The following is a 20,492-nucleotide window of genomic DNA, read 5'->3' as shown; positions in this document are numbered from 1 at the left end:
GTCATTCCTCGGTGCGGATCAGCACCGCTTCGCCGATCAGCAGGAACAACAGGAATGGTGACCACGCCGCCAGGAACGGCGTGTAAGCACCGAAATTGCCCATCGCCAGCGCGGCATTGTCGACCACGAAATAGGCAAAGCCCAGCGCCATGCCGATGACGATGCGCACGAACATCTTGCCCGAACGCGCCAGGCCAAAGCCCGCCACCGCGCCCAACAGCGGCATCAGCAGTGCCGACAGCGGCCCCGACAGCTTGTGCCACCATTTGCCGTCAAGTTCTCCGGTGCGAAACCCCGCGGCATGGATCTCGTCGATCGATCCGGTCAGCCGCCACAGCGATTCGCCGTCGGCATCGGTCTTGCGCACGATCACCTGCGCGGGATTGACCTGCTGGCCATAGATCCGTGCGCCGGCCAGCGGCGTCTTGCGCGTGCTTTGCACATCAAAACTGACAGGCGCGGTCAGCCGCCAGCCGGGGTTGGCAAACGTCGCGTCGTTGCCGTGGACGATTTCGGTGACCATGCCGGTGGGATCGCGGCGATACCAGTTGACGTCGTGCATCTGCATCCCGGCGCCGCGCCCGGTGACCATGCGGGCATAAAGGATGTTGGTGCCATCCTGCATCCACACATTGGTCTTGACGTCGCTGTCGGGCGGGACATGGCCATATTCGACATCCTGCCAGGCCTTGAGCGCGGCCGTGGCGCGTACGGTGACGCGTTCGTTGAAGGCAAAGGTTGCCAGGCTGGTGATCGCGGCAACCAGAAACAGCGGGGCAAGGATCTGGTGCGCCGACATGCCGGCGGCCTTCATCGAGATGACTTCGCTGTTGGTGTTGAGCGTGGCCAGCGTAAAGATCGTGGCCAGCAGCACCGAATAGGGCAGAAACCGGCTGATCAGTTGCGGCAGGCGCAAGGCGACAAAGCGCAGCAGTTCAAGCTGGCCGTTGCCCTTGGCCGCCAGGATATGGCCGCTTTCGCTCAACAGGTTGAGCATTTGCAGCACGAGCACCAGCATGAACAGCACGGCCACGATCCGCACCGCAAACATCTTGGCGATGTAGCCGGTCATCGTGCGCGAAGGAAAGAATTCAAGCAGCATGGGGTGCCCCGGTACCATCGGTTGCATCGTCGGCCGGCCGTTTGGCCACCGGCGCCCGGCGCAAGCCGCCGAACAGCCGGCCGATCGCCTTGCCAAGCCGTGAAAAGGCGGTTTCCAGCCCGCCGATCGGCTGCCCGCCCGGCACATAGGCCAGGCGCCAGTACATCCACATGATCAGCCCGGCAAAGGCGGTGAACGGCCCCCACAGCGCCAATGTCGGGTCGACCCGGCCCAGGCTCGACACGTCCTGCCCGTATTCGTTGACCTTGTGATAGGCGACCACCATGATGATCGACACAAACACGCCCAGCGCCGAAGTCGATCGCTTGGGTGGCACTGCCAGCGCAACTGCAAGCATCGGCAGCAGGAACATCATCGCCACTTCGACCAGACGATAATTCAGGTTGGCAATGCTCTGTACCCGCATTTCGTGCGATGCGCTCTTGCTCCAGCCGATGCGCAGCAGTTCGGGCAGGAAATATTCGCGATCCTTGTCACCACGCCGGCGGAATTGTTCGATCTTGGGCAAGTCGATGGGCAAATCGTGGCTGGCAAAGGTCAGCACGCGCGGATTGCGAATGGTCGGCGATTGCTGAACGATCTGCCCGTCGGTCAACCGCAGGATGATCGTGTCGGGGTTTTCGCGGCTGGCAAAGAATTGCCCCTCGCGCGCGGAAATCACCATCACTTCGCCATTGGTCGCTGCAATCCGCGCAAAAATGCCTTCAAGCTGCCGCCCGTCGTCTTTGCTCGATTCGACGCGCAGCGCGGTACGGTTTTGCAAGGCGTTGAATTCGCCCACCTTGATCGACGCACCCAGTGCGCCCGAACGCAATTCGAACTGCAGTTCTTCGTAATAATAACGCGACAACGGCTGGACATAGCTGACGATCAGCAGGTTCAGCCCGGCCAGCACGATCGCGAACAGGAACGGCACGCGCAACAGGCGGGTATAGCTCAGGCCCAGCGCGCGCATCACATCGAGTTCGGAACTGGTGGCCAGCCGGCGGAACGCGAACAGGATGCCCAGCATCAGCCCCAGCGGAATGGCAAGGCTGGCATATTCGGGCAGCATGTTGGCCAGCATCTTGAACACGACGGTCACCGGGCCGCCCTGCGTCGCGACAAAGTCGAACAAGGTCAACATCTTGTCGAGAATGAGCAGCGATGCCGCGACGACAAACACCGCCAGCATCGGCACCAGCACCAGCCGGGCAATATATCGATCGATCGCGGTGATGAATTTCACGACTGGGCCAGTGCTGTTGCGGTGTCGCGTGCCGGTGCCGATGTGCCGTCACGCTGCGCGTTCCCGCCTAGCCGGGATCATCCCGTGAAGAAAGTGCAAAAGGCGCAGGCGGCCTTGTGCCCTGACGCGATCAGGCCTTTTCCAGCGTACAGCTCAACGGGTGCTGGTTTTGCGCGGCGCAATCCATCACTTGCGTCACTTTGGTCTCGGCGATTTCATAGGGAAAGATGCCGCAGACCCCGACGCCGCGCTGGTGCACGTGGAGCATGACCCGCGTCGCCTGTTCCATGTCCATCTGGAAGAACCGTTTCAGCACCATCACCACGAATTCCATCGGGGTGTAATCGTCATTCAGCATCAGCACTTTGAACATGCTGGGCTTTTTGGGCTTGGTGCGGGTGCGCGTGGCGATCCCGACCTGGCCGTCGCCATCCTTGCCGCCGCCGTCAGGCGTATCATCGCCGGCGCATGCCGGGGGCTGGCACGCATCGGCCGTGAAGATCAGGTGCCCGGCTTCGCGCGGGAGAATGGGTTTGGCGGATGTCATGGCAGACAGGAATATCGCATTGCACCGCCCCGCGTTCAAGAGGCGTGACGGGCGATGCGTACAGCCGGTTGCGCAAATGCCCTAAAAAAGACCCTGGCCAACGCAAACGGGCCGGACGACGCGCCGTCCGGCCCGCAAACGTCTGGTTCGAAAAACCGCGATCAGGCTGCGTGCTTGATCTTTTCGACCGCCAGGCTGACGCGGGTCGAGATCGGCTGGAACGCTTCGTTGGCCAGCTTCAGCACGGCTTCGCTGTTCTTCGAGCTGACCGCTACGGCCGCATCGAACTGCTTGCGCAGCAGAGCGGTCTGCTTTTCCATCAGCTCGGTCGGCGATTTCACCGCAGCCATTTCCTTCATTTCGGCGGTCAGTGTTTCAAACGCCGACTTGCTTTCGGTCATGTAGCCTTTGCTCAGCGCCTGCAGACCGGCTGCAAAAATCTTGCTCGATTCGACCAGCGCTTCGACATTGCCTTTGGTGAAGGCGCCCATTTCGCCAAAACTGGCCTGGCTCTTTTCGAACGCGGCCTTGGCCTTGGCCGAGGCGTCCTTGATGGCGGCCTGGAACTTTTCGGTAACTTCGGTGGCGGGGGTGGTCATGATACGGGGTTCCTTGCTGGGTGCGGTCGCGGTCCGTCCTGCGGGGGCGGCGGCACGTGGTTTTGGTTGCTGTGCTTGCGGCGCAGACGCCGGCCTGGCCGATGCGGCAGGGGCCACGGGCCGGGCCTTGCGCATCGGTTTGCGGGGCGTTGCCGCCTTGGCCGCGACGTCGCGTTGCGGCCCTACCTGGTTGGTGCGGCCAGCGTTCTTCTTGACCGGAACAGACTTGGTCGCGGGTCCTGCGTGCGCGCGGGCCGCAGTGTCACGGGCGGGCGCGGGTGTAATCGCCTGATCGATGCCTTCGGCCTTGCCCTCGGCGGGCGCGGCTGTGCCGACGACTGCTTCGATGCTGTTTTCGACGGTATCGGCCATTGCCTGCATGCTCCTTCGCGCTGCTGCAGGCCGGCGTCGGGTTCGCACCAGACGAAGCACCGGCCTTTGCTGCGATGCAACATTACCGCGCGTGCGGGTGCGAAGTCAAGCCATATTGTGCAGTGCACAAAAGCATTCGAGTCCATTTTGGACCCCGCGCCGGCCGGGCGCTCAACGCTGTTTGACGTAACGTCCCGGTGCATTTTCAATGGTGCGATCGCCGCGCCCCCCCGGCACGCGCCGGCCCTTTGCGGCGATTTGCGCACCGCCGTGCGCGCGGATCCATTCGATCCAGTCGGGCCACCAGCTGCCTTTGGTTTCGTGCGCACCGGCAATGAACTGATCGAGCGTCTGCGGGTCGGCCGGATTAAGCCAGTACTGGTATTTGCCCGATTGCGGAGGGTTGACCACACCGGCGATATGCCCCGAACCAGCCAGCACGAATTTCCACGGACCGGACAGGTGCCGGGTCAATTTCCAGACGCTTTCGGCCGGGGCAATATGGTCCTGCCGGCCGGCCTGGATATAGCAGGGCGTGGCAATCCGGCGCAGATCGATCGGCGTGCCGTCGATCGTCAGCGCATCGGGCACGACCAGCCGGTTGTCGCGGTAAAGGTCGACCAGATAGGCGCGCAGCCACGCAAACGGCAGGTTGGTGGTATCGCCGTTCCAGTACAGCAGGTCGAACGCTGGATAATCGTCGCCCAGCAGGTAATTGTTGACGACGTAGTTCCAGACCAGGTCGGACGAGCGCAACAGGTTGAACGTCGCGGCCATATAGCGGCCGTCGAGATATCCGTCGGTGGCCAGACTTTCCAGCATGCGCAGCTGGCTATCATCGATAAAGTTTTTGAGATCGCCGGCTTTTTCGAAATCGACTTGCGCAGTGAAAAACGTGGCCGAGGCAACCGTTGCCGCCTGGCCACGGCGTGCCAGCAGGGCCAGCGTCGCCGCCAGCGTGGTGCCCGCCACGCAATAGCCGATGGTGTGCACCGCGGGCACCTTCAGCCGGGCGCGGACCAGTTCGATCGCCTCGATCTGCGCCAGCACGTAATCGTCCCAGGCCAGATCGGCCATCGTTGCATCGGCCGATCGCCAGGACACGACAAACACGCTCAACCCTTGCGCCACGGCCCAGCGGATGAAGCTGTTTGCGGGGTTGAGATCAAGAATGTAGAACCGGTTGATCCACGGCGGAAAGATCACCAGCGGCGTTTCGATCACGGTCTGTGTGGTCGGGCTGTACTGGATAAGCTGGAACAGCGGGGTTTCATGCACCACTTTGCCGGGCGTTGCGGCAATGTTTTCGCCCAGCACAAAGGCATCCTGCCGGGCATGCGTCAATTGCCCCTGGCGCAGATCGGTCAGCAGGTGTTCGACCCCGCGCACCAGGTTTTCGCCGCGTGTTGCAAGCGTGCGTTCGATCACCAACGGGTTGGTCATCGGGAAATTTGCCGGGCTCAGGGCTTCGGTCACCACCTTGATGACAAAGCGCAGCTGTTCGGCCTTGTCTGGCGCCAGCCCGGTGACATCGTCGACCATCGCGGTCAGCCGTTCCGACAACAGCAGATAGGTCTGGTGGATCAGCGCAAACACCGGCTGTTCGCGCCAGCGCGGATCGGCAAACCGGCGGTCGTGGCGGGGCAGGTCGGGCACTTTGTCGGGCGCGGTCGGGGTGCTGGCCCCGGCATAGCTGCGCATCACGGTGGTCCACAGCGCAACACTGTCGTCCCACAGCTTTTGCTGCGCCTCGGGCCTGGCCAGCGGCAGTTGCGCAAACCATTCGCCGGCCCAGGTGTTCCATTTGGCCGGATCGGCCCATTGCGCCATGACCGGCTCGATCCGGCCGGCCTGTTCGGCGCCGAAATCAAGCCACATCTTTTGCAGCTTGGCCGCCGACATCGCCCAATGCTGCAGGTCGGCGGGTTCGGGCGGGGTGCTGTGCACGGTGGGCATGAATGGCGTGAACAGCGCCTGCAGCGCGGCGCCCTGCTGGCGCATCAGGTCCTCGATCACGGCGGCGTCATCGTTTGCCGGCGGCGTTTCGCCCGTTTTCCTCGTGCCCATGGCATTCCCTTTTCCGCTTGATCCCGGTCATAGCCCCTTGCGCGCGTGATATCCACACGCAGTCGTGCCGCGCGCCGCGCGAAAGCAGGACGGTTTTCATGCGGCGCCATTTGGCGTAGGGGACGGGGACACGCACCCAATGGAGAAAGACCCCGCGCCGTGGACGAAGAATTCTATCGCATGAAGCGCCTGCCGCCCTATGTCATCGCCGAAGTCAACGGCATGCGGGCCGCGGCACGCGCCGAAGGGCGGGATATCATCGACCTTGGCATGGGCAATCCCGATCTGCCGCCGCCACCGCATGTGATCGAAAAGCTGTGCGAAGTGGCGCAAAAGCCGTCGGCCCACGGTTATTCCGCATCGCGCGGGATCCCCGGTGTGCGCAAGGCGCAGGCCAACTATTATGCGCGCCGGTTCGGCGTCGATCTCGATCCCGAAACCGAAGTGGTGATGACGCTGGGATCGAAGGAAGGGCTGGCCAGCCTGGCCACCGCGATCACCGCGCCTGGCGATGTCGTGCTGGCGCCCAACCCCAGCTATCCGATCCATACGTTCGGGTTCATCATTGCGGGTGCGACGATCCGGTCGGTGCCGACCACGCCCGACGATCGGTACTGGGAATCGCTTGATCGGGCGATGCGCTATTCGGTGCCGCGTCCTTCGGTGCTGATCGTCAATTATCCGTCGAACCCCACCGCCGAAACCGTCGACCTGGCGTTTTACGAGCGGCTGGTGGCGTGGGCGCGCGAAAACAAGGTGTGGGTGCTGTCGGATCTGGCCTATTCCGAACTGTATTACGACGGCAAGCCGACGCGTTCGATCCTTGAAGTGCCGGGCGCCAAGGATGTCGCGGTCGAATTCACCAGCATGAGCAAGACGTTCTCGATGGCCGGGTGGCGCGTCGGATTTGCGGTGGGCAACCGGCAACTGATCGCCGCGCTGACACGCGTGAAAAGCTATCTCGACTATGGCGCGTTCACCCCGATCCAGGCGGCGACGTGCGCGGCGCTCAACGGGCCGCAGGACATCGTTGAAACCAACCGCCTGCTGTATCAAAAGCGGCGCGATGTGCTGGTCGAAAGCTTTGGCCGCGCCGGGTGGGATATTCCCAGCCCGCCTGCCTCGATGTTTGCCTGGGCACCGCTGCCGCCGGCCCTGCGCCACCTGGGCAGCCTGGAATTTTCCAAGCAATTGCTGACCCAGGCCGAAGTCGCGGTGGCACCGGGCGTGGGCTATGGCGAAGATGGCGAAGGCTATGTGCGCATCGCGCTTGTGGAAAACGAACAGCGCCTGCGCCAGGCCGCGCGCAACATTCGCCGGTATCTTGCCAGCATGGGCGTCAACGCCACCGCGGCCTGATCGGGCTGGACTTTCCGGGCATCCCGGGCAATTCATCGATCGATGAAATTGCCCGGGACCGATGCCATGATCCAGAATTTTGCCGATCGCGTGACGGTCAGCCTTGAAAACCACGTTGCGCACGTGCTGCTCGACCGCGCGGACAAGATGAATGCGCTTGACGATGCCATGTTCGAAGCGGTGATTGCCGCGGGCGAACATGTGCGCAGCCTGCCGGGCGTGCGCGCGGTGGTGCTGTCGGGCGCGGGGCGCGCATTTTGCGCCGGGCTCGACCTGTCGAGCTTTGGCCGCGAAGACCGGTGGAAGGATGGATCGCTGGCCACCCGCACCCACGGCCTGGCCAATCGCCCGCAATATGTCGCCACGATCTGGCGCGATCTGCCGATGCCGGTGATCGCAGCGGTACACGGCGTGTGCTTTGGCGGCGGGCTGCAGATTGCCAGCGGCGCCGATATCCGCATCGCCCATCCCGACACGCGCATGGCGGTGATGGAGGTTAAATGGGGGCTGGTGCCCGATATGGGCGGATACCTGCTGTGGCGCGGCAATGTGCGCGACGATGTGCTGCGCGAAATGACCTATACCCATCGCGAATTCACCGGCGCACAAGCCGCGGACATGGGCTTTGTCACCCATGTCGACCCCGATCCGCTGAGCCGCGCCATGGCGCTCGCGCATGACATTGCCGGCAAAAGCCCGCACGCGGTGCGCGCCGCCAAGGATCTTTCGAACCGCACGCCACTGATGGATGACGCGCAAGTGCTGATGGCCGAAAGCCTGAGCCAGATCGATCTGATGGGATCGGCGGGCCAGATCGAATCGGTGCGGGCGGGCATGGAGCGCCGCGCGCCCGAATTCATTGACCCCTGATCAAGAAACCCGTTGCCCAATGCCGCACAGGTTGCTAACCGCCCGTTTCCCACGCACCGCGTGTCGGGGGCCCGATGGCGGAATGGTTACGCGCCGGACTGCAAATCCGTTTATGCCGGTTCGATTCCGGCTCGGGCCTCCATTTTCCCCATCACTGACATGCGGCGGCCGTGGCTGGCCTCACTGCTTTGTGCCGACCGCGCCGGCCGGGCGAGGCACCGGTCGTCGGGCTGCGACGGGTTCAACCAGTGCAACGGCGTTGGGCGCCAGATCGAGCGTAATCCAGCCGCCGGCATCGGCCTGGGCGGGCGTGGCTGCGGGCACTTGCGCAACGTGGTTGAGCGCCTCGATCTGCGCACGCGTCGGGTATTGCGGGCTTCCCATCGTGCGGTAGGCGGTTTGGGTATTGCCGTGCCAGGTATCGAGCAATGTCACCCGCACCGTCTGACCGGGCCGTACCGTATCGACCCGCAGGGCTACATGGCGTGGCATGCCCGGCCGATCCGGGGGGGCCAGATTCCACACGGCGATCGCCAGGGCTCCGTCGGCGCGTCGTGTCGCCAGCACCTGCGTGCCATCTGCCGCCAGCCGTATCTGCCCCAGGCGATGCAACAGGGCAAACGCCGTGAAACCCGGTTTGCGGATCCCGCCGGGGCCGATCAGGCCGAATTGTCCGTGAAACGGGGCTGTGTCGGGACCGCCTTCTTCGAACACGGCGCTGAACGTCCACAAGGACATCATTTGCGCCAGGCCGTCGCATTGCGCGATATCGTCGGCCAGCGCCGCGCCCATATAAGCGCTGTCCCGCGCGTTCAGATCGCCATACGAGGGCACGTTCCATTCGGTCCAGAACAGCGGCAAGTCGGGGCGGGGCGAAGCCGCAATCTGATCGTGCACTTTGCGGACCGCGCGGCATAGCCGTTGTTCCATCGGGATCACCTCGGACGTGCCGAACAGGTCTTCGACCGTGTCATCGGCATAGCCATGCGTCGAAATGAAATCGACCGGCACTTTGTCTGCGGCCATATGGGCGATGAATTCAGGCACCCAGTGCGCGCTTGACGTGGCTGGACCGCCGACGCGCAAGCGCGTGTCGACCGTTTTCAGCGCTCGCGCAGTGTGTTCATAAAGCTTGAAATAGGTGCCCTGCTTGGGTTCGCCCGCCCAAAAATCGATGTTGGGTTCGTTCCACACCTCGAAGTACCATTGCGCCACTTCGTCAATGCCATAGCGTTCGACAAGATGCCGCCCCAGCGCGCGGATCAGGTCATCCCAGCGGACATAGTCGCGGGGTGGGGCGACGATCGGGTGGTACCAGAACGGGTGGACCGCGTGGCGTTCGGCCAGTTGCTGCGGCATGAACCCGATTTCGACCACGGGGCGCACGCCCTGTGCCAGCAGGCCGTCGTAGATCTGATCGACATAGCTGAAATTGTAGACCGCACGGCCCTGTGCATCTTCGCCATAGACGCCGTTTTCATCATGCAGAATGGCATGAAACCGGACATAGCGCAGGTCGGTCGCGGCTTTCATCGCGGCAAGATCTTCGCGGTATTGGCCGCGCAGCGACAGCACCGCGCGGCCCGATCCGAACATCGCTTCCCAGAAATGCGGGAAATCGTGGCCCGGGTCGGCGGCGTGGACAATCACGCGATCGGGCGGCGGTTCGGCAAATCCGGGCGAAGCGGTCAGCAGCGCGACCAGCGCCGGCAGCAAGTGGGGGCGCAAGCGGCGGATCATTGCGGGCGATCGATGCAGAATGTGTCGCAAATGGCATGCGCCACGTAACCCGCTGCCGTGGCAAAGGCCAGGCCCTGGCTGTCGGGCAGGCCGGTCTGCGGTTTGACCCCTTCGGTCACGATACCGCCGTCCCACGGGCTTTGGCGCAGGATTTTCAGCGCCCGTTCGCGACCCGCTTGCAATCGCAAGTGGTCGGCCACCGCCCAAGACGTGGTGAACGGCAGGCGATAGCTGCCGGGCAGGCCAAACGGTTGATCGGCATAGCCATAGCGATAACGCGCCGAATGCAGCCAGGCATATGTGCGCACAAACAGCGGATCATCGGCGCCGATAAAGCCCAGTGCCGGCAGTTTCATCAGCGATCCGGGGGGCACATCGTTGCAATCCGCGTCGTGCGCATCGACGCTGGCCGCCAGGATCGGACCGGTGGCGCCGGGCGCATCATGGACGCCATGGTGCAGGATTGCGGCCCTCAGATGCGCCGCCTCGGTGCGCAAGGCCGCGGCACCGGCAGGCGTCGCCCCGGTATCGGCCCAATCGAGCAACGCGCGCCACACCAGCACATTGTCGTAAATCGAAAAGGGCTTGCGGATATATTCATCCTGCGCGTCCTGGAATGTTGCATAAAGCCCGGTCGCCGGATCGCGCAGCGCGGCCAGTTGCTCCAGCAGTGCTGCCACCCGCGCGCGGTGCTCGGACAGCGCTGTGGCATCGTGCGTAACCCGCACATACCGGGCCAGCGCATGGACCGGCGCCACCAGTTCATCCAGTTCCAGCCCGTCTTCCAGCACCACGCCATCGATAAACCGGCTGTGGATGCCGATATTGCGGCCCTGAATGGTGAACGCGTAGTCGATCGCCTGGCGCGCGCGCGCCCGATCGCTGTCGAGCAGCGCCGGGAAACTCCACAGCAGCGCGTCGCGATCCCAGAACGCGGCCGACACGTAATAGCGGTTTGATCGCGACGTCACCCCGACGAACTGTTCGGTGTCGATCGCACGGCCCCACGCGAAAAAGTGCGTGAACAGCAGGTTGCGGTTCATGATCCGGTCGAGATCGGCCTGCCCGGTGGTGCGGGTCAGGCGGTGCAGGGCCAGCGCGGCCTGGTCGATCACCCCATCGATGCCATACCGGTCGATCCGCGCGTTCAGCACGCGCATGGCATAGGCGGCGCTGTATTCTTCCATCCCTGCACCGATCAGGTAATGCATGTCGAGTGTCTGGCCCGGTGCCAGATCATCGGGGTGGCGGGCAATCAGTCCGGGATCGGCGCCCGGCTGCAGCACCGCCTGCGATCCGACATAGCCGAAACCCCAGGCAACATGCGCGTCATCGGTGCCATAGCTGAACACCTGCATATCGGTGTCGATCGGCGTCGGCGTCATCGTGCGGGCGCCGCCAAGTGGTTCGGGCGAATAGGTTACCCGGTGGGTGGCGCCCCAGCCAAGCCGCACGCCGGGCGCCACGTGCACACGATGATCGGTCAGGTTGGTGATGCGAAACCGGATGATCGCGGCGCGGCTTTCGGGCGGCGCGACATAGGTCACACTGATGCGCAGACCGTCTGCCGTCATCGTCGCGGTGGGAATCCAGTAATCGCGCAACGTCCAGGCGATCTGTTCAAGCGGACGATCGTGACCGTCGATTTCGACGAACGGGGTTATCAGCGCGCGCCCCGCCAACCCGGCCATTTCCACCAGTCCGCGATACCGCATCGATATCACGTTGAAATCGCGGATCGCCCCATCGCCGGCGCGGATCGTCGGCAGTGCGATCCAGTCATTGCCGGTGGGAATGACGTCGTCCGGTTTCAGGGTCAGCGCCACATCGCGCGGCGCTTCGGGTGCGGGGGCTGCGGCGCACAGCGGCAGGGCGCTGATGGCCAGGGCGGTGCGCGCCAACACATCCATCAGAGCCATCCACGCGTCCTTTCCGGGTGAAATCAGGCAGGTTGCGCCGCACAATGGCGCGCGATGAAATCTTCATGCCGGGGGATCAGCGCGACATTGGCGGCAATGACCTGTTCCACGTGCTGGACCAGGTTCATCACATCGCCATCTTTGACCCAGTCGACGGCGGGGTGGTACGTGCGCGGCGTGATGCCTTGTCCCAGCATGACCTGGACCCAGCTGGTCAGGCCGAACAGTTCGGTCCCTTCGCGAAAAAACTGCCCGTTGGCGGCGAACAGGTCGATGTATGATTGCAGCGTGTCCGGGATGGTCATCGTGCGCACATGGTTCCAGAATTCGGAATCATCGCGCTGCGTGGCGCGATAGTGCAGAATGATGAAATCCCTGATCCGTTCGTACTCGAAATGCATTTGGGCGTTGTAAGTGTCCTGCAGGATCCGGTCGAAGCCCGCCTGCGGAAACAGGCCCATCAACCGGTTGATGCCCGACTGGATCAGGAAAATCGCGGTCGATTCCAGCGGCTCGATAAAACCCGATGACAGTCCGATCGCGACAACGTTCTTGTCCCAGATCTTGCGGCGGCGCCCGGTCGTAAACCGCACCAGCCGCGGATCGGCCAGCGGCCGCCCATCGAGATTGGCGATCAGGATTTCTTCGGCCTGCGCGTCGCTGATGAACGCGCTGCTGTATACATGGCCGTTGCCGGTGCGATGCTGCAGCGGGATACGCCATTGCCAGCCGGCGGTGCGCGCGGTGGAGCGGGTATAGGGGGTAGGGGGCCCGACTTTGGCGCAAGGCACCGCCACCGCGCGATCGCACGGCAGCCACTGCGACCAGTCTTCGTATCCGGCGTGCAATGTCTGTTCGATCAGCAGCGCGCGAAATCCGCTGCAATCGACAAACAGGTCGGCCGCGATCACCGCGCCGCTTTCCAGTTGCACGCTTTCGACAAACCCGCTTTCGCCGGCCTGGTTTACCGCAACCACTTTGCCCTCGGTCCGCACGACCCCCTGGGCTTCGGCACGCCGGCGCAGGAACAGCGCATAGAGCGCCGCATCGAAGTGGTAGGCATAGGCAATTTCGGCCAAAGGCGTGTTGGGTGGCGCATCGCTGGGCGGCACCATGAACCGGCCCTGCGGCGCGGCCAGCGTGTTGAGCGAATAATGGCTGATATCCTTGGCGCGGCCGGCTGCACGCGCCTTCAGCCAGTACTGGTGAAACGGCATCAACCCCAGATCGCGGCCGATCGTCCCAAAACCGTGCACGTACGAATCGCCGATCCTGCCCCAGTCGTTGAACTGGATGCCCAGCTTGAACGTGCCCTGGGTCTGGCGCACGAACTCGCCTTCATCGATCTGCAGCAGGCGGTTGAACATCGACAGATGCGGCACGGTGGCTTCGCCCACCCCGATCGTGCCGATTTCATCGGATTCGACAAGCTGGACATGGATATCGCGACCAAACGACTTGGAAATGGCCGCCGCCGTCATCCATCCGGCGGTGCCGCCGCCGATGATCGCCACCGACCGGATCGCGCCTTCGCGCCGCTGCTGTGTCATGACTCACCCGAAAAATTGACCAGAGCGTAGATCCATAAATCGCATTGCGCCGACGGCAAGACGGCCCGGCGGGGCCAGGTGCGCGTTACCCCGGCGCGCCTGACAGCGCCGGGGTGACGCGCACAGGTCAGAACCGCAGGCCGGCCGAGAACTTCATTGTAAATGGCGAACCGACGATCGGACCGGTCGTGTTGTACTGTGCCGAAACCGGTACCCCTGCGGCATTGCTGTTGAACTGGATCGCGGCGGGATCGTAATTGTGCCAGTTGAACAGGTTGATCAGGTCCACGCGGCCATAGGCCGTGACGCCCCCGATCGTGAAGTTCTTGGTCAGCTGCAGATCGAGATCCTTGTACCCCAGGAACCCGCTGGGCTGCAGCACCGCGACGCCGCCCGTGCCACCGCCATAGGCGTTGTTCGGATTGCACCCCGGTACGCCCGTGTTGCACCCATAGATCGCGCTGGCGGCCTGCGGGGTTGCCAGCGAAAGCTTTGCGCCCAGCTGGAAACCCCAGGGCAGGTCGCGCGTGCCGGTCAGCACCAGGCGATGCCGCGGCACCGCGGTGGACCGGATCGTCGGATAGTCTGCCGCGATGGGATAATCGAACAGGTACATATTGCCGGCCGCGCCATAGGCATAGGCATTGTTCTGTGCCGCGGCCGAGAACGTATAGCTGACTGTAGCGCTCCACCCCGACTGCTTGGTATAAGGCTTTTGCGCAGCCAGTGTGACCTGGAAATCGCTGTCCTTGAAACCGTTGTCCCACAAGATCAGCGATCCTACGCCGGGCACGCCTTGCGCGCCCCACTGGCTGCCGTTCTGATAGAACGAACCGTCGGCATAGCGCGCACCCCAATGACCATAGATCCCGTCGTAGCTGGCAACATAGGCCACGGTTACCTGCGTGTTCCAGTCACCCAGCTTGTTGCGGATACCCAGGCTGAACTGGTCCGAATACGGCGTCTTGATGTTGTTGTTCATCAGGTCGACTTCATGCGAAGTCGGGCTGGTCTGGAACCCGGCCAGGCCCGCCGGGGTCAGATAGGCGGGATTCCACCCATAGCAGTGGTTGGTCGGGTTGATGTCGGTGGTCGTCGCGCAATTCCCGAAGGAATCCTGCGTCTGGGGTGAGGGGAAATAGACCTGCGGGTTGCCGTTCAGCGCAATCTTGGTGGTTTCCAGCGCCAGCGTGCTGAACAGATTGCGGTTGTAGGAACGGGCATAGCCGCCAAACAGGACATGCTGCCCATCGCCGCCGAAATCATAGGTGAACCCGATCCTTGGCGAAAAGTTTTCGGGCGCATGGCGGTTGTTGCCGGTGCTGATGTAATTGTTGATATTGATGCCCGGTGCGCCCGGAGCATTCGTGGCCAGCACCGAAGCATAGCTTTGCATCAGGCCCGGGAAATTGCCGTTGATGGCCGATACCACGTTCGCAGGCGTCACATAGTTCAGATAGGCCGGGACGACTTCATGATCCCAGCGCAGCCCGGCGTCGATTTCCAGCTTGTCGTTGACGGTCCAGTTGTCCTGAACATAGGCGCTGTACTGCTTGTCCTTCGTCGTCACGCCGGCCGAATTGAAGCCTGCGGTCAGGTTGGGATACTGCACCTCGTAGGGCGTGGTTGCCACGCCGCCGGCTGGCGTAACCGCATAGAAATACGTCGCATCGGCAAGATTGGACGTGGCATTTTGCGTAATCAGCGTGATCGAGCCATAGCTCGCGCCCACTTTCAGCGTGTGGTCGCCGGCCAGATGCAGGTTGGTGAAGGTGGCGTTGTCGGCAAAGGTCCACCCCTTTTGCCGGTTGATTGCGCCGATGCCCGAGCCTGGACCGCCGACATTGATGATCGACTGGCTGTTCTGGTTGCTGTTGGTCGCGTCGGGCGCGTTGGGAAAGTAGGTGTAATCGAATTGCGGGGATGCCGTGGTCGCCACGGCCGACGAATTGGCATCCTGGTACGATGCGCGCAATTCGTTGGTCCAGTGATTGCCGCTGTGCTGCCAGCGCAGATCGCCGCGCTTCACATTGTTCTTGTAGGGCGCCTCGGTCGTCACCGCGTTCTGGCCGCCACTGCCGGTCAGATTGCTTTCGATCCGCAAGTTGCCCGACAATTCGATGCGGTCTTGCGCGCTTGGCTCGACGTCGATCTTGCCGAAGTACAGATCTTCGCGGAACGGGTTGGTCACCGGGCCAAACTGGCTTGAAACACTCGACGGCAACAGCGCGATGATTGCGGCCGGCACCTGGCCATTGGGATAGACCGTGCCATAGTCGGCCAGGCGCTTGCCTTCATAACTGAAGAAGAAGTGCGCAACGTCCTTGATGATCGGGCCGCCCAGAGCAACGCCGAATTCCTTGTCCGGCTCGTGCGCCTTGCCGTTGCCCGCAGCGATCTCGTCCGGCCGCGATGCGCGCAAGTGTTCATCGGTATAATCGGCAATCAGTTCGCCATGGAAACTGTTGGTGCCCGATTTGGTTTGCGCGATGACCACCGCGCTGGCCGCATCGCCGTATTCGGCGCTGTAGTTCGAGGTGACGACTTTGTATTCGGCCAGTGCGAGCTGCGAGAACGGATTGCCCGGGTCCCCATTGCCGTTCTGGCCGCCGCTGCCGGTAAAGCCCGAACCGCTGCCACCCGTACCGCCACCGCTGCCGACGAAATCCTTCTGGCTGACCCCGTCGATAAAGACGTTGACCGCCGAATCGAGCTGCGCCCCGCCGCGCAGCGAGGTGTTGTGCCCGGCGCCCAAGGTGAAGGTCATGCCCGGCACGGTGTCGGCGAATTCGAGGAAATTGCGCGTGACTTCGGGCAGCGCGACAATGTCATGCAGCGACACGATCTGGTTGACCTGCGACGAGTGCACTTCGACCGTCTGGCGCTTGCCCGAAACGATGATCTTGTCCCTGTCGGCGGCCGACACAGCGCCGCCTTTGCCAAAATCGACCACCGACACCGACGCCACCGATATCGTGACGTCGCCCGACAGATTGGCCCCGGCGGTAACATGATAGACGCCCGCAGGCAGGCCGGGGATGACGTAAGTTCCGTCCGGGCCGGCCGTGGTTGTGCGTTCGGCACCGGTATCGACATCTTTGGCAACGATGGTTGCGCCCGCCGGCGCGGTGCCGCGCAAGGTGGATTGTGACGATTGTGCCCAGACCGTGCCCGGTGCACCAAGGGTTGCGGCGATCGCGATCGCCACAAGCGACGTTCCGAGCTTGGCAAGGCCGGCTGTTTTCGCAGTACGGACGTGGTTCATCTGTTACCCCTCCCTGAGCATCCTGTGGCGTCAACCGCTGCGCGGTGCGACAAACCTTCCCAATCGCCGACTTTTGAGTCGGTTCGACGTGTTGTAACCGGTTACCGGATCGGGTAAGCGGTTACAACAAAAAACCGCGACAGGTCGTTACGATCGGTTAAACATGGCCCATGTCTGACTTTTGCTTTGAAAGTCCGGTCAGGACCGCCGACGGGCCGACCCATCACGCAGCCCCCCGGATGACCGCGCCGGCGATCGTGTGGTGGCGCCTGCTGGTCTATGCCGCGGGCGATTTTGCCTTCAATCTCTACTGGCAAAGCATGATGCTTTACCTGCTGTTTTATTACACCGAAGCGCTGCGCCTGCCGATCGCGCAGGCGGCTGCGTGTTATGCGATTGCCATGGCGTGGGATGGCGTGGCCGGCCTGGTGGTCGGGGTGTGGGCCGACCGGCACCTGACTGCGGCGCGTTATCGCGCAGTGATTGCTGCCGGAACAGTGCCGCTGGGGCTGTGTTTTGTCATGGCCTATGCCGCACCGCCGCACGGCATCGCGGTGTTTGCCTGGGTTCTGACCGGGCATCTTCTGTTTCGCACCTGTTACAGCCTGGTTAATATCCCCTATCTCGCGCTGTCGGCGCGATTGTGCAGCACCGGGGCGGACTGCGCGCGCCTGGCCGGGTGGCGCATGCTGGCAGGAACGCTGGCGGCGCTGATCGTGGCGGTCGGCACGCTGCCGCTGGGCAGCACGATTGCGGGCAATCCCGGACCGGTCGCCTATCGGGCTGCAGCGCTGCTGTTTGCCGGTGTCGGCACGCTGGTGCTGCTGGCAGCGGTCCTGGCGGTTCCATCGTTGCCCGATCATGAGATGCCGGCCGCACGGACGTCGCTGCGGGTGCTGGCGGGTGCGCTGTCGAACCGCGCCTTTGTGAACCTTGGCGCGGCGATGCTGGCGATGATCTTGGCCAGCACGATGATCGACAAGGCGGTGCTTTATTACTTCAAATATGCGCTGCACGATCAGCAGGCCGGCCAATTGACGCTCGGCTGGATGATGGCGACAGGCGCGGTTGCAGTGCCGTGCTGGATGGCGGTTGCACGGCGGATCGGCGTGGTGACCGGCTGGTTTTTGGCGATCGGGCTGTGTACCGCGGCACTGGTGGCGTTCATTGGCGGCTGGGTGGTCGGCGCGCTGGCGTTGAAGACATTCCTGGTGGTGGTGCAGGCTGCACTTGTCGGGCTGAGCTTTACGTTGTGGGCGTTGTTGCCCGGGGTGATCGCGCGCGGCGAGGCGGCGGCGCGCATCAGCATGGGTGCGGTTATCTATGGCCTGTTCGCGCTGATCCAGCGGATCGGCATCGGGCTGGGTACGCTGCTGCTCGGCCTGATGCTGCGCGGCATCGGGATTGCGCAGGGCGCAGCCGCCAGCGAACCGCTGCGGCTGGCGATTGCCGCCATGCCCTTGGGGTTCTTGCTGCTGTCAGCGGCCGTGATGCTGGCCAATCCGATGGTGCGCCGTCAGGTCTGAAGCAATTCGAACGTGCCATGGACGCCATCATCCTGGGCCGAAGGCGCAATCCACACGTCAAATTGCCCCGGCTCGACCGTGGGTGTCAGGCCCAGCCCGATAAACAGCAGGTCGGCGCGGCGCAGCGTAAAGCGCACCTCGCGCGTTTCGCCCGCGGCCAGCGCCACTTTGGCAAAGGCTTTCAATTCGCGCACCGGCCGGGTGATGCTGGCGACTCGGTCATGGATATACAGTTGCGCCACCTCTTGCGCCGCACGTGCGCCATGGTTGGTCAATCGGGCCGACACGGTGATCGTGCCGTCCCATGGCATAGTCGTGCGGTCCATTGTCAGGTCGGCATAGGTGATCTTGCCATATGTCAGCCCGTGGCCAAAGGCGAACAGCGCAGCATCGGGCAAATCGTGATAATGCGCCTTGTAGGGCTGCAAGGGGCCCGGCGGCTGGGGGCGGCCGGTGGTCTTGTGATCATAGTGATACGGTTCCTGCCCGGATTCGTAGGGAAAACTGACGGGCAGGCGTCCTTGCGGGCCATGATCGCCATAGACCACCTCGGCAATGGCATGGCCGCTTTCCGATCCCAGTTGCCAGGTCACCAGGATCGCCGCCGCATTGCGCACCGCGCCCGACAGCGCCAGCGCGCGGCCGTTCTTGAGCACCACCACGATCGGCTTGCCGGTGGCGGCCACGGCCTCGGCCAATTGCTGTTGGGCCTGCGGCACGGTGATTTCGGCGCGCGACTGCGCTTCGCCCGACCAGTCCTGGCTTTCACCGACTGTCAGCATCACCACGTCGGCGGCGCGGGCTGCGGCGACCGCTTCGGCGATCCCGCCGGGCAGCGGGGCATCGATGGCGCATCCGGCCACGACCGTGACATGCCCGCCCGCTGCGCGCAGGCCGGTGGCAAGATCGACCCCTTGCGCGTCATCGCCATACACCGACCAGCCGCCGATGATATCGTGCGGGCCCGCCGCAAAGGGCCCGATCAGCGCGATGCGCGACGCGCGGGGCAGCGGCAGCACGCCGCCCTGGTTGCGGACCATGACAATCGACTTGCGCGCGGCCTCGCGCGCCAGCGCCATCGTTTCCGGGCGGCGTGAACGTGCAGCCTCGCGCGCGGGATCGATCCGCCGAAGCGGATTGTCGAACAGCCCGACCATGGCCTTCATCGCCAGCACGCGCCGCACCGAACGATCCACCGCAGCCTCGGGCACATGACCGTCCCGCACCAGACCCGGCAGGTGCAACCGGTAAAGGTCGCTCTCCATGCTCATGTCCACCCCGGCCAGGAACGCCAGCCGTGCGGCATCGCGCCCGTCGCGCGCCACGCCGTGCGCGATCAGTTCCATGTCGCCGGTGTAATCGGACACGACCACGCCGGGAAAATGCCATTCCCCGCGCAGCAGGTCGGTCAGCAGCCAGTGATTGGCGGTCGACGGCACGCCGGCAATTTCGTTGAACGACGCCATCGTCGTGCCGCAGCCCGCAGCAAAGGCCGCGTGGAACGGCGGCAGATAGATTTCGCGCAAGGTGCGTTCGGACAGGTCGGCCGTGCTGTAGTCCAGCCCGGCCTCGGCCGCGCCATAGGCGGCAAAATGTTTGGCGCATGCCATCATGGCATCGTCTGCGGCAAGGTTGTCGCCCTGGAAACCGCGCACCCGCGCCGCCGCGAACAGCCGGCCAAGCAGCACGTCTTCGCCCGCACCCTCCATCGCGCGGCCCCAGCGCTGGTCGCGCGCGATGTCGACCATCGGTGCAAAGGTCCAGTCGATGCCGGCGCCGGCCGCCTCGAAGGCGGCCGCACGCGCGGTGCGCTGCGCCAGTTCGGGCTCGAAACTGGCGACTTCACCCACCGGTATCGGGAAAATCGTGCGATGGCCGTGAATGACGTCAGCGGCAAAGATCAACGGAATTTTCAGCCGCGACCGTTCCATCACCGCGCTTTGCAGGCGCAAGGCCATCGCTGCGCCATTGCCGTTGAACACGCCGGTCAGGCGTCCCGCCACGGCATCTTCGATCTGCTTGTCGAAATCGCTCAGGCCGCCGGGCGGATTAAGCCCGGCCGCCCGATCGCCGCCCCAGGCCGATGCCATCAGCGTCAGTTGGCCGGCCTTTTCCTCCAGCGTCATCCGCGCGACCAGCGCGTCGATGAAATCCGGGGTGTCGCGCGTCGCAGCCGCTGCAAGCCCTGCACGCAACGGGCTGATCGACCACGCCGTGGCCAGCCCCAATGCATGAATGGCGCTGCGCCGGGACAATCGGGATGACGGCATGCAATTCTCCCGGGTCGATCGGCCATTCGGTGCGGTGATGGCCTTGCGCGGTTTCAG

General features: G+C 63.7%; 13 protein-coding genes and 1 tRNA gene. 4 read left to right on the top strand and 10 right to left on the bottom strand.

All coding sequences use genetic code 11. The annotated features are described in order from the left end of the window. Position 1: 1 nt before the first annotated feature. The 5 genes from lptG to G404_RS0108210 all read right to left on the bottom strand — a co-directional run bounded on the left by lptG (position 2) and on the right by G404_RS0108210 (position 5,936). Positions 2-1,102 (bottom strand): LPS export ABC transporter permease LptG, encoded by a 1,101-nt coding sequence (gene lptG, locus G404_RS0108230; RefSeq protein ID WP_028640658.1) that lies wholly within the window; start codon positions 1,100-1,102, stop codon positions 2-4. After that, entirely contained in the window at positions 1,092-2,351 is a 1,260-nt protein-coding gene (lptF, locus tag G404_RS18525; protein WP_036520784.1) for an LPS export ABC transporter permease LptF, read from the bottom strand. The genes lptG and lptF overlap by 11 nt, the downstream gene beginning before the upstream one ends. A gap of 130 nt (positions 2,352-2,481) precedes the next feature. After that, positions 2,482-2,898: an ATP-dependent Clp protease adapter ClpS gene (gene clpS, locus G404_RS0108220; protein ID WP_084601163.1), complete on the bottom strand. Its 417-nt coding sequence runs from the start codon at positions 2,896-2,898 to the stop codon at positions 2,482-2,484. Positions 2,899-3,059: 161 nt separating this feature from the next. Beyond that, complete coding sequence (locus G404_RS0108215) at positions 3,060-3,869, bottom strand: TIGR01841 family phasin (RefSeq protein ID WP_028640656.1); 810 nt, start codon at positions 3,867-3,869, stop codon at positions 3,060-3,062. Positions 3,870-4,040: 171 nt separating this feature from the next. Beyond that, positions 4,041-5,936 (bottom strand): PHA/PHB synthase family protein, encoded by a 1,896-nt coding sequence (locus tag G404_RS0108210; RefSeq protein WP_028640655.1) that lies wholly within the window; start codon positions 5,934-5,936, stop codon positions 4,041-4,043. A 159-nt stretch (positions 5,937-6,095) separates the two neighbouring features. Here G404_RS0108210 and G404_RS0108205 point away from each other — a divergent pair, with 159 nt between their 5' ends. The 3 genes from G404_RS0108205 (at position 6,096) to G404_RS0108195 (ending at position 8,307) form a co-directional block, all read left to right on the top strand. Then, positions 6,096-7,295 carry an LL-diaminopimelate aminotransferase gene (locus G404_RS0108205; RefSeq protein ID WP_028640654.1) on the top strand — a complete coding sequence of 400 codons (1,200 nt, stop codon included), beginning with the start codon at positions 6,096-6,098 and terminating at the stop codon, positions 7,293-7,295. 42 nt (positions 7,296-7,337) lie between these two features. Beyond that, on the top strand, positions 7,338-8,165 hold the full coding sequence (locus G404_RS0108200) for a crotonase/enoyl-CoA hydratase family protein (protein ID WP_211230749.1): 828 nt from the start codon (positions 7,338-7,340) through the stop codon (positions 8,163-8,165). 68 nt (positions 8,166-8,233) lie between these two features. Next, positions 8,234-8,307 (top strand) — tRNA-Cys (locus tag G404_RS0108195). A 38-nt stretch (positions 8,308-8,345) separates the two neighbouring features. On the opposite strand, the gene G404_RS18520 is transcribed toward G404_RS0108195, so the two are convergent. The 4 genes from G404_RS18520 to G404_RS0108175 form a co-directional block, all read right to left on the bottom strand. Continuing rightward, positions 8,346-9,905: a GH39 family glycosyl hydrolase gene (locus tag G404_RS18520; RefSeq protein WP_051280386.1), complete on the bottom strand. Its 1,560-nt coding sequence runs from the start codon at positions 9,903-9,905 to the stop codon at positions 8,346-8,348. Continuing rightward, on the bottom strand, positions 9,902-11,824 hold the full coding sequence (locus G404_RS0108185) for a glycoside hydrolase family 125 protein (RefSeq protein ID WP_156906242.1): 1,923 nt from the start codon (positions 11,822-11,824) through the stop codon (positions 9,902-9,904). Before G404_RS0108185 ends, G404_RS18520 begins: the two co-directional genes overlap by 4 nt. Positions 11,825-11,847: 23 nt before the next feature. After that, positions 11,848-13,374: a tryptophan halogenase family protein gene (locus tag G404_RS0108180; protein ID WP_028640651.1), complete on the bottom strand. Its 1,527-nt coding sequence runs from the start codon at positions 13,372-13,374 to the stop codon at positions 11,848-11,850. Positions 13,375-13,501: 127 nt separating this feature from the next. Beyond that, on the bottom strand, positions 13,502-16,582 hold the full coding sequence (locus G404_RS0108175; protein WP_051280384.1) for a TonB-dependent receptor: 3,081 nt from the start codon (positions 16,580-16,582) through the stop codon (positions 13,502-13,504). A 296-nt stretch (positions 16,583-16,878) separates the two neighbouring features. On the opposite strand from G404_RS0108175, the gene G404_RS0108170 reads away from it, so the two are divergent. Further along, on the top strand, positions 16,879-18,165 hold the full coding sequence (locus tag G404_RS0108170; protein WP_028640649.1) for an MFS transporter: 1,287 nt from the start codon (positions 16,879-16,881) through the stop codon (positions 18,163-18,165). On the opposite strand, the gene G404_RS0108165 is transcribed toward G404_RS0108170, so the two are convergent. Next, positions 18,156-20,435, bottom strand: a complete 2,280-nt coding sequence (locus G404_RS0108165) for a glycoside hydrolase family 3 N-terminal domain-containing protein (protein ID WP_028640648.1) — start codon at positions 20,433-20,435, stop codon at positions 18,156-18,158. The two genes, G404_RS0108170 and G404_RS0108165, sit on opposite strands and share 10 nt — an antisense overlap. Positions 20,436-20,492 lie beyond the last annotated feature (57 nt).

Origin of the sequence: Novosphingobium acidiphilum DSM 19966, assembly GCF_000429005.1 — a bacterium.
Taxonomy (GTDB): domain Bacteria; phylum Pseudomonadota; class Alphaproteobacteria; order Sphingomonadales; family Sphingomonadaceae; genus Novosphingobium; species Novosphingobium acidiphilum.
Note: the sequence above shows the minus strand (reverse complement) of the source record. Positions and strands in the feature narration are given on the sequence as shown.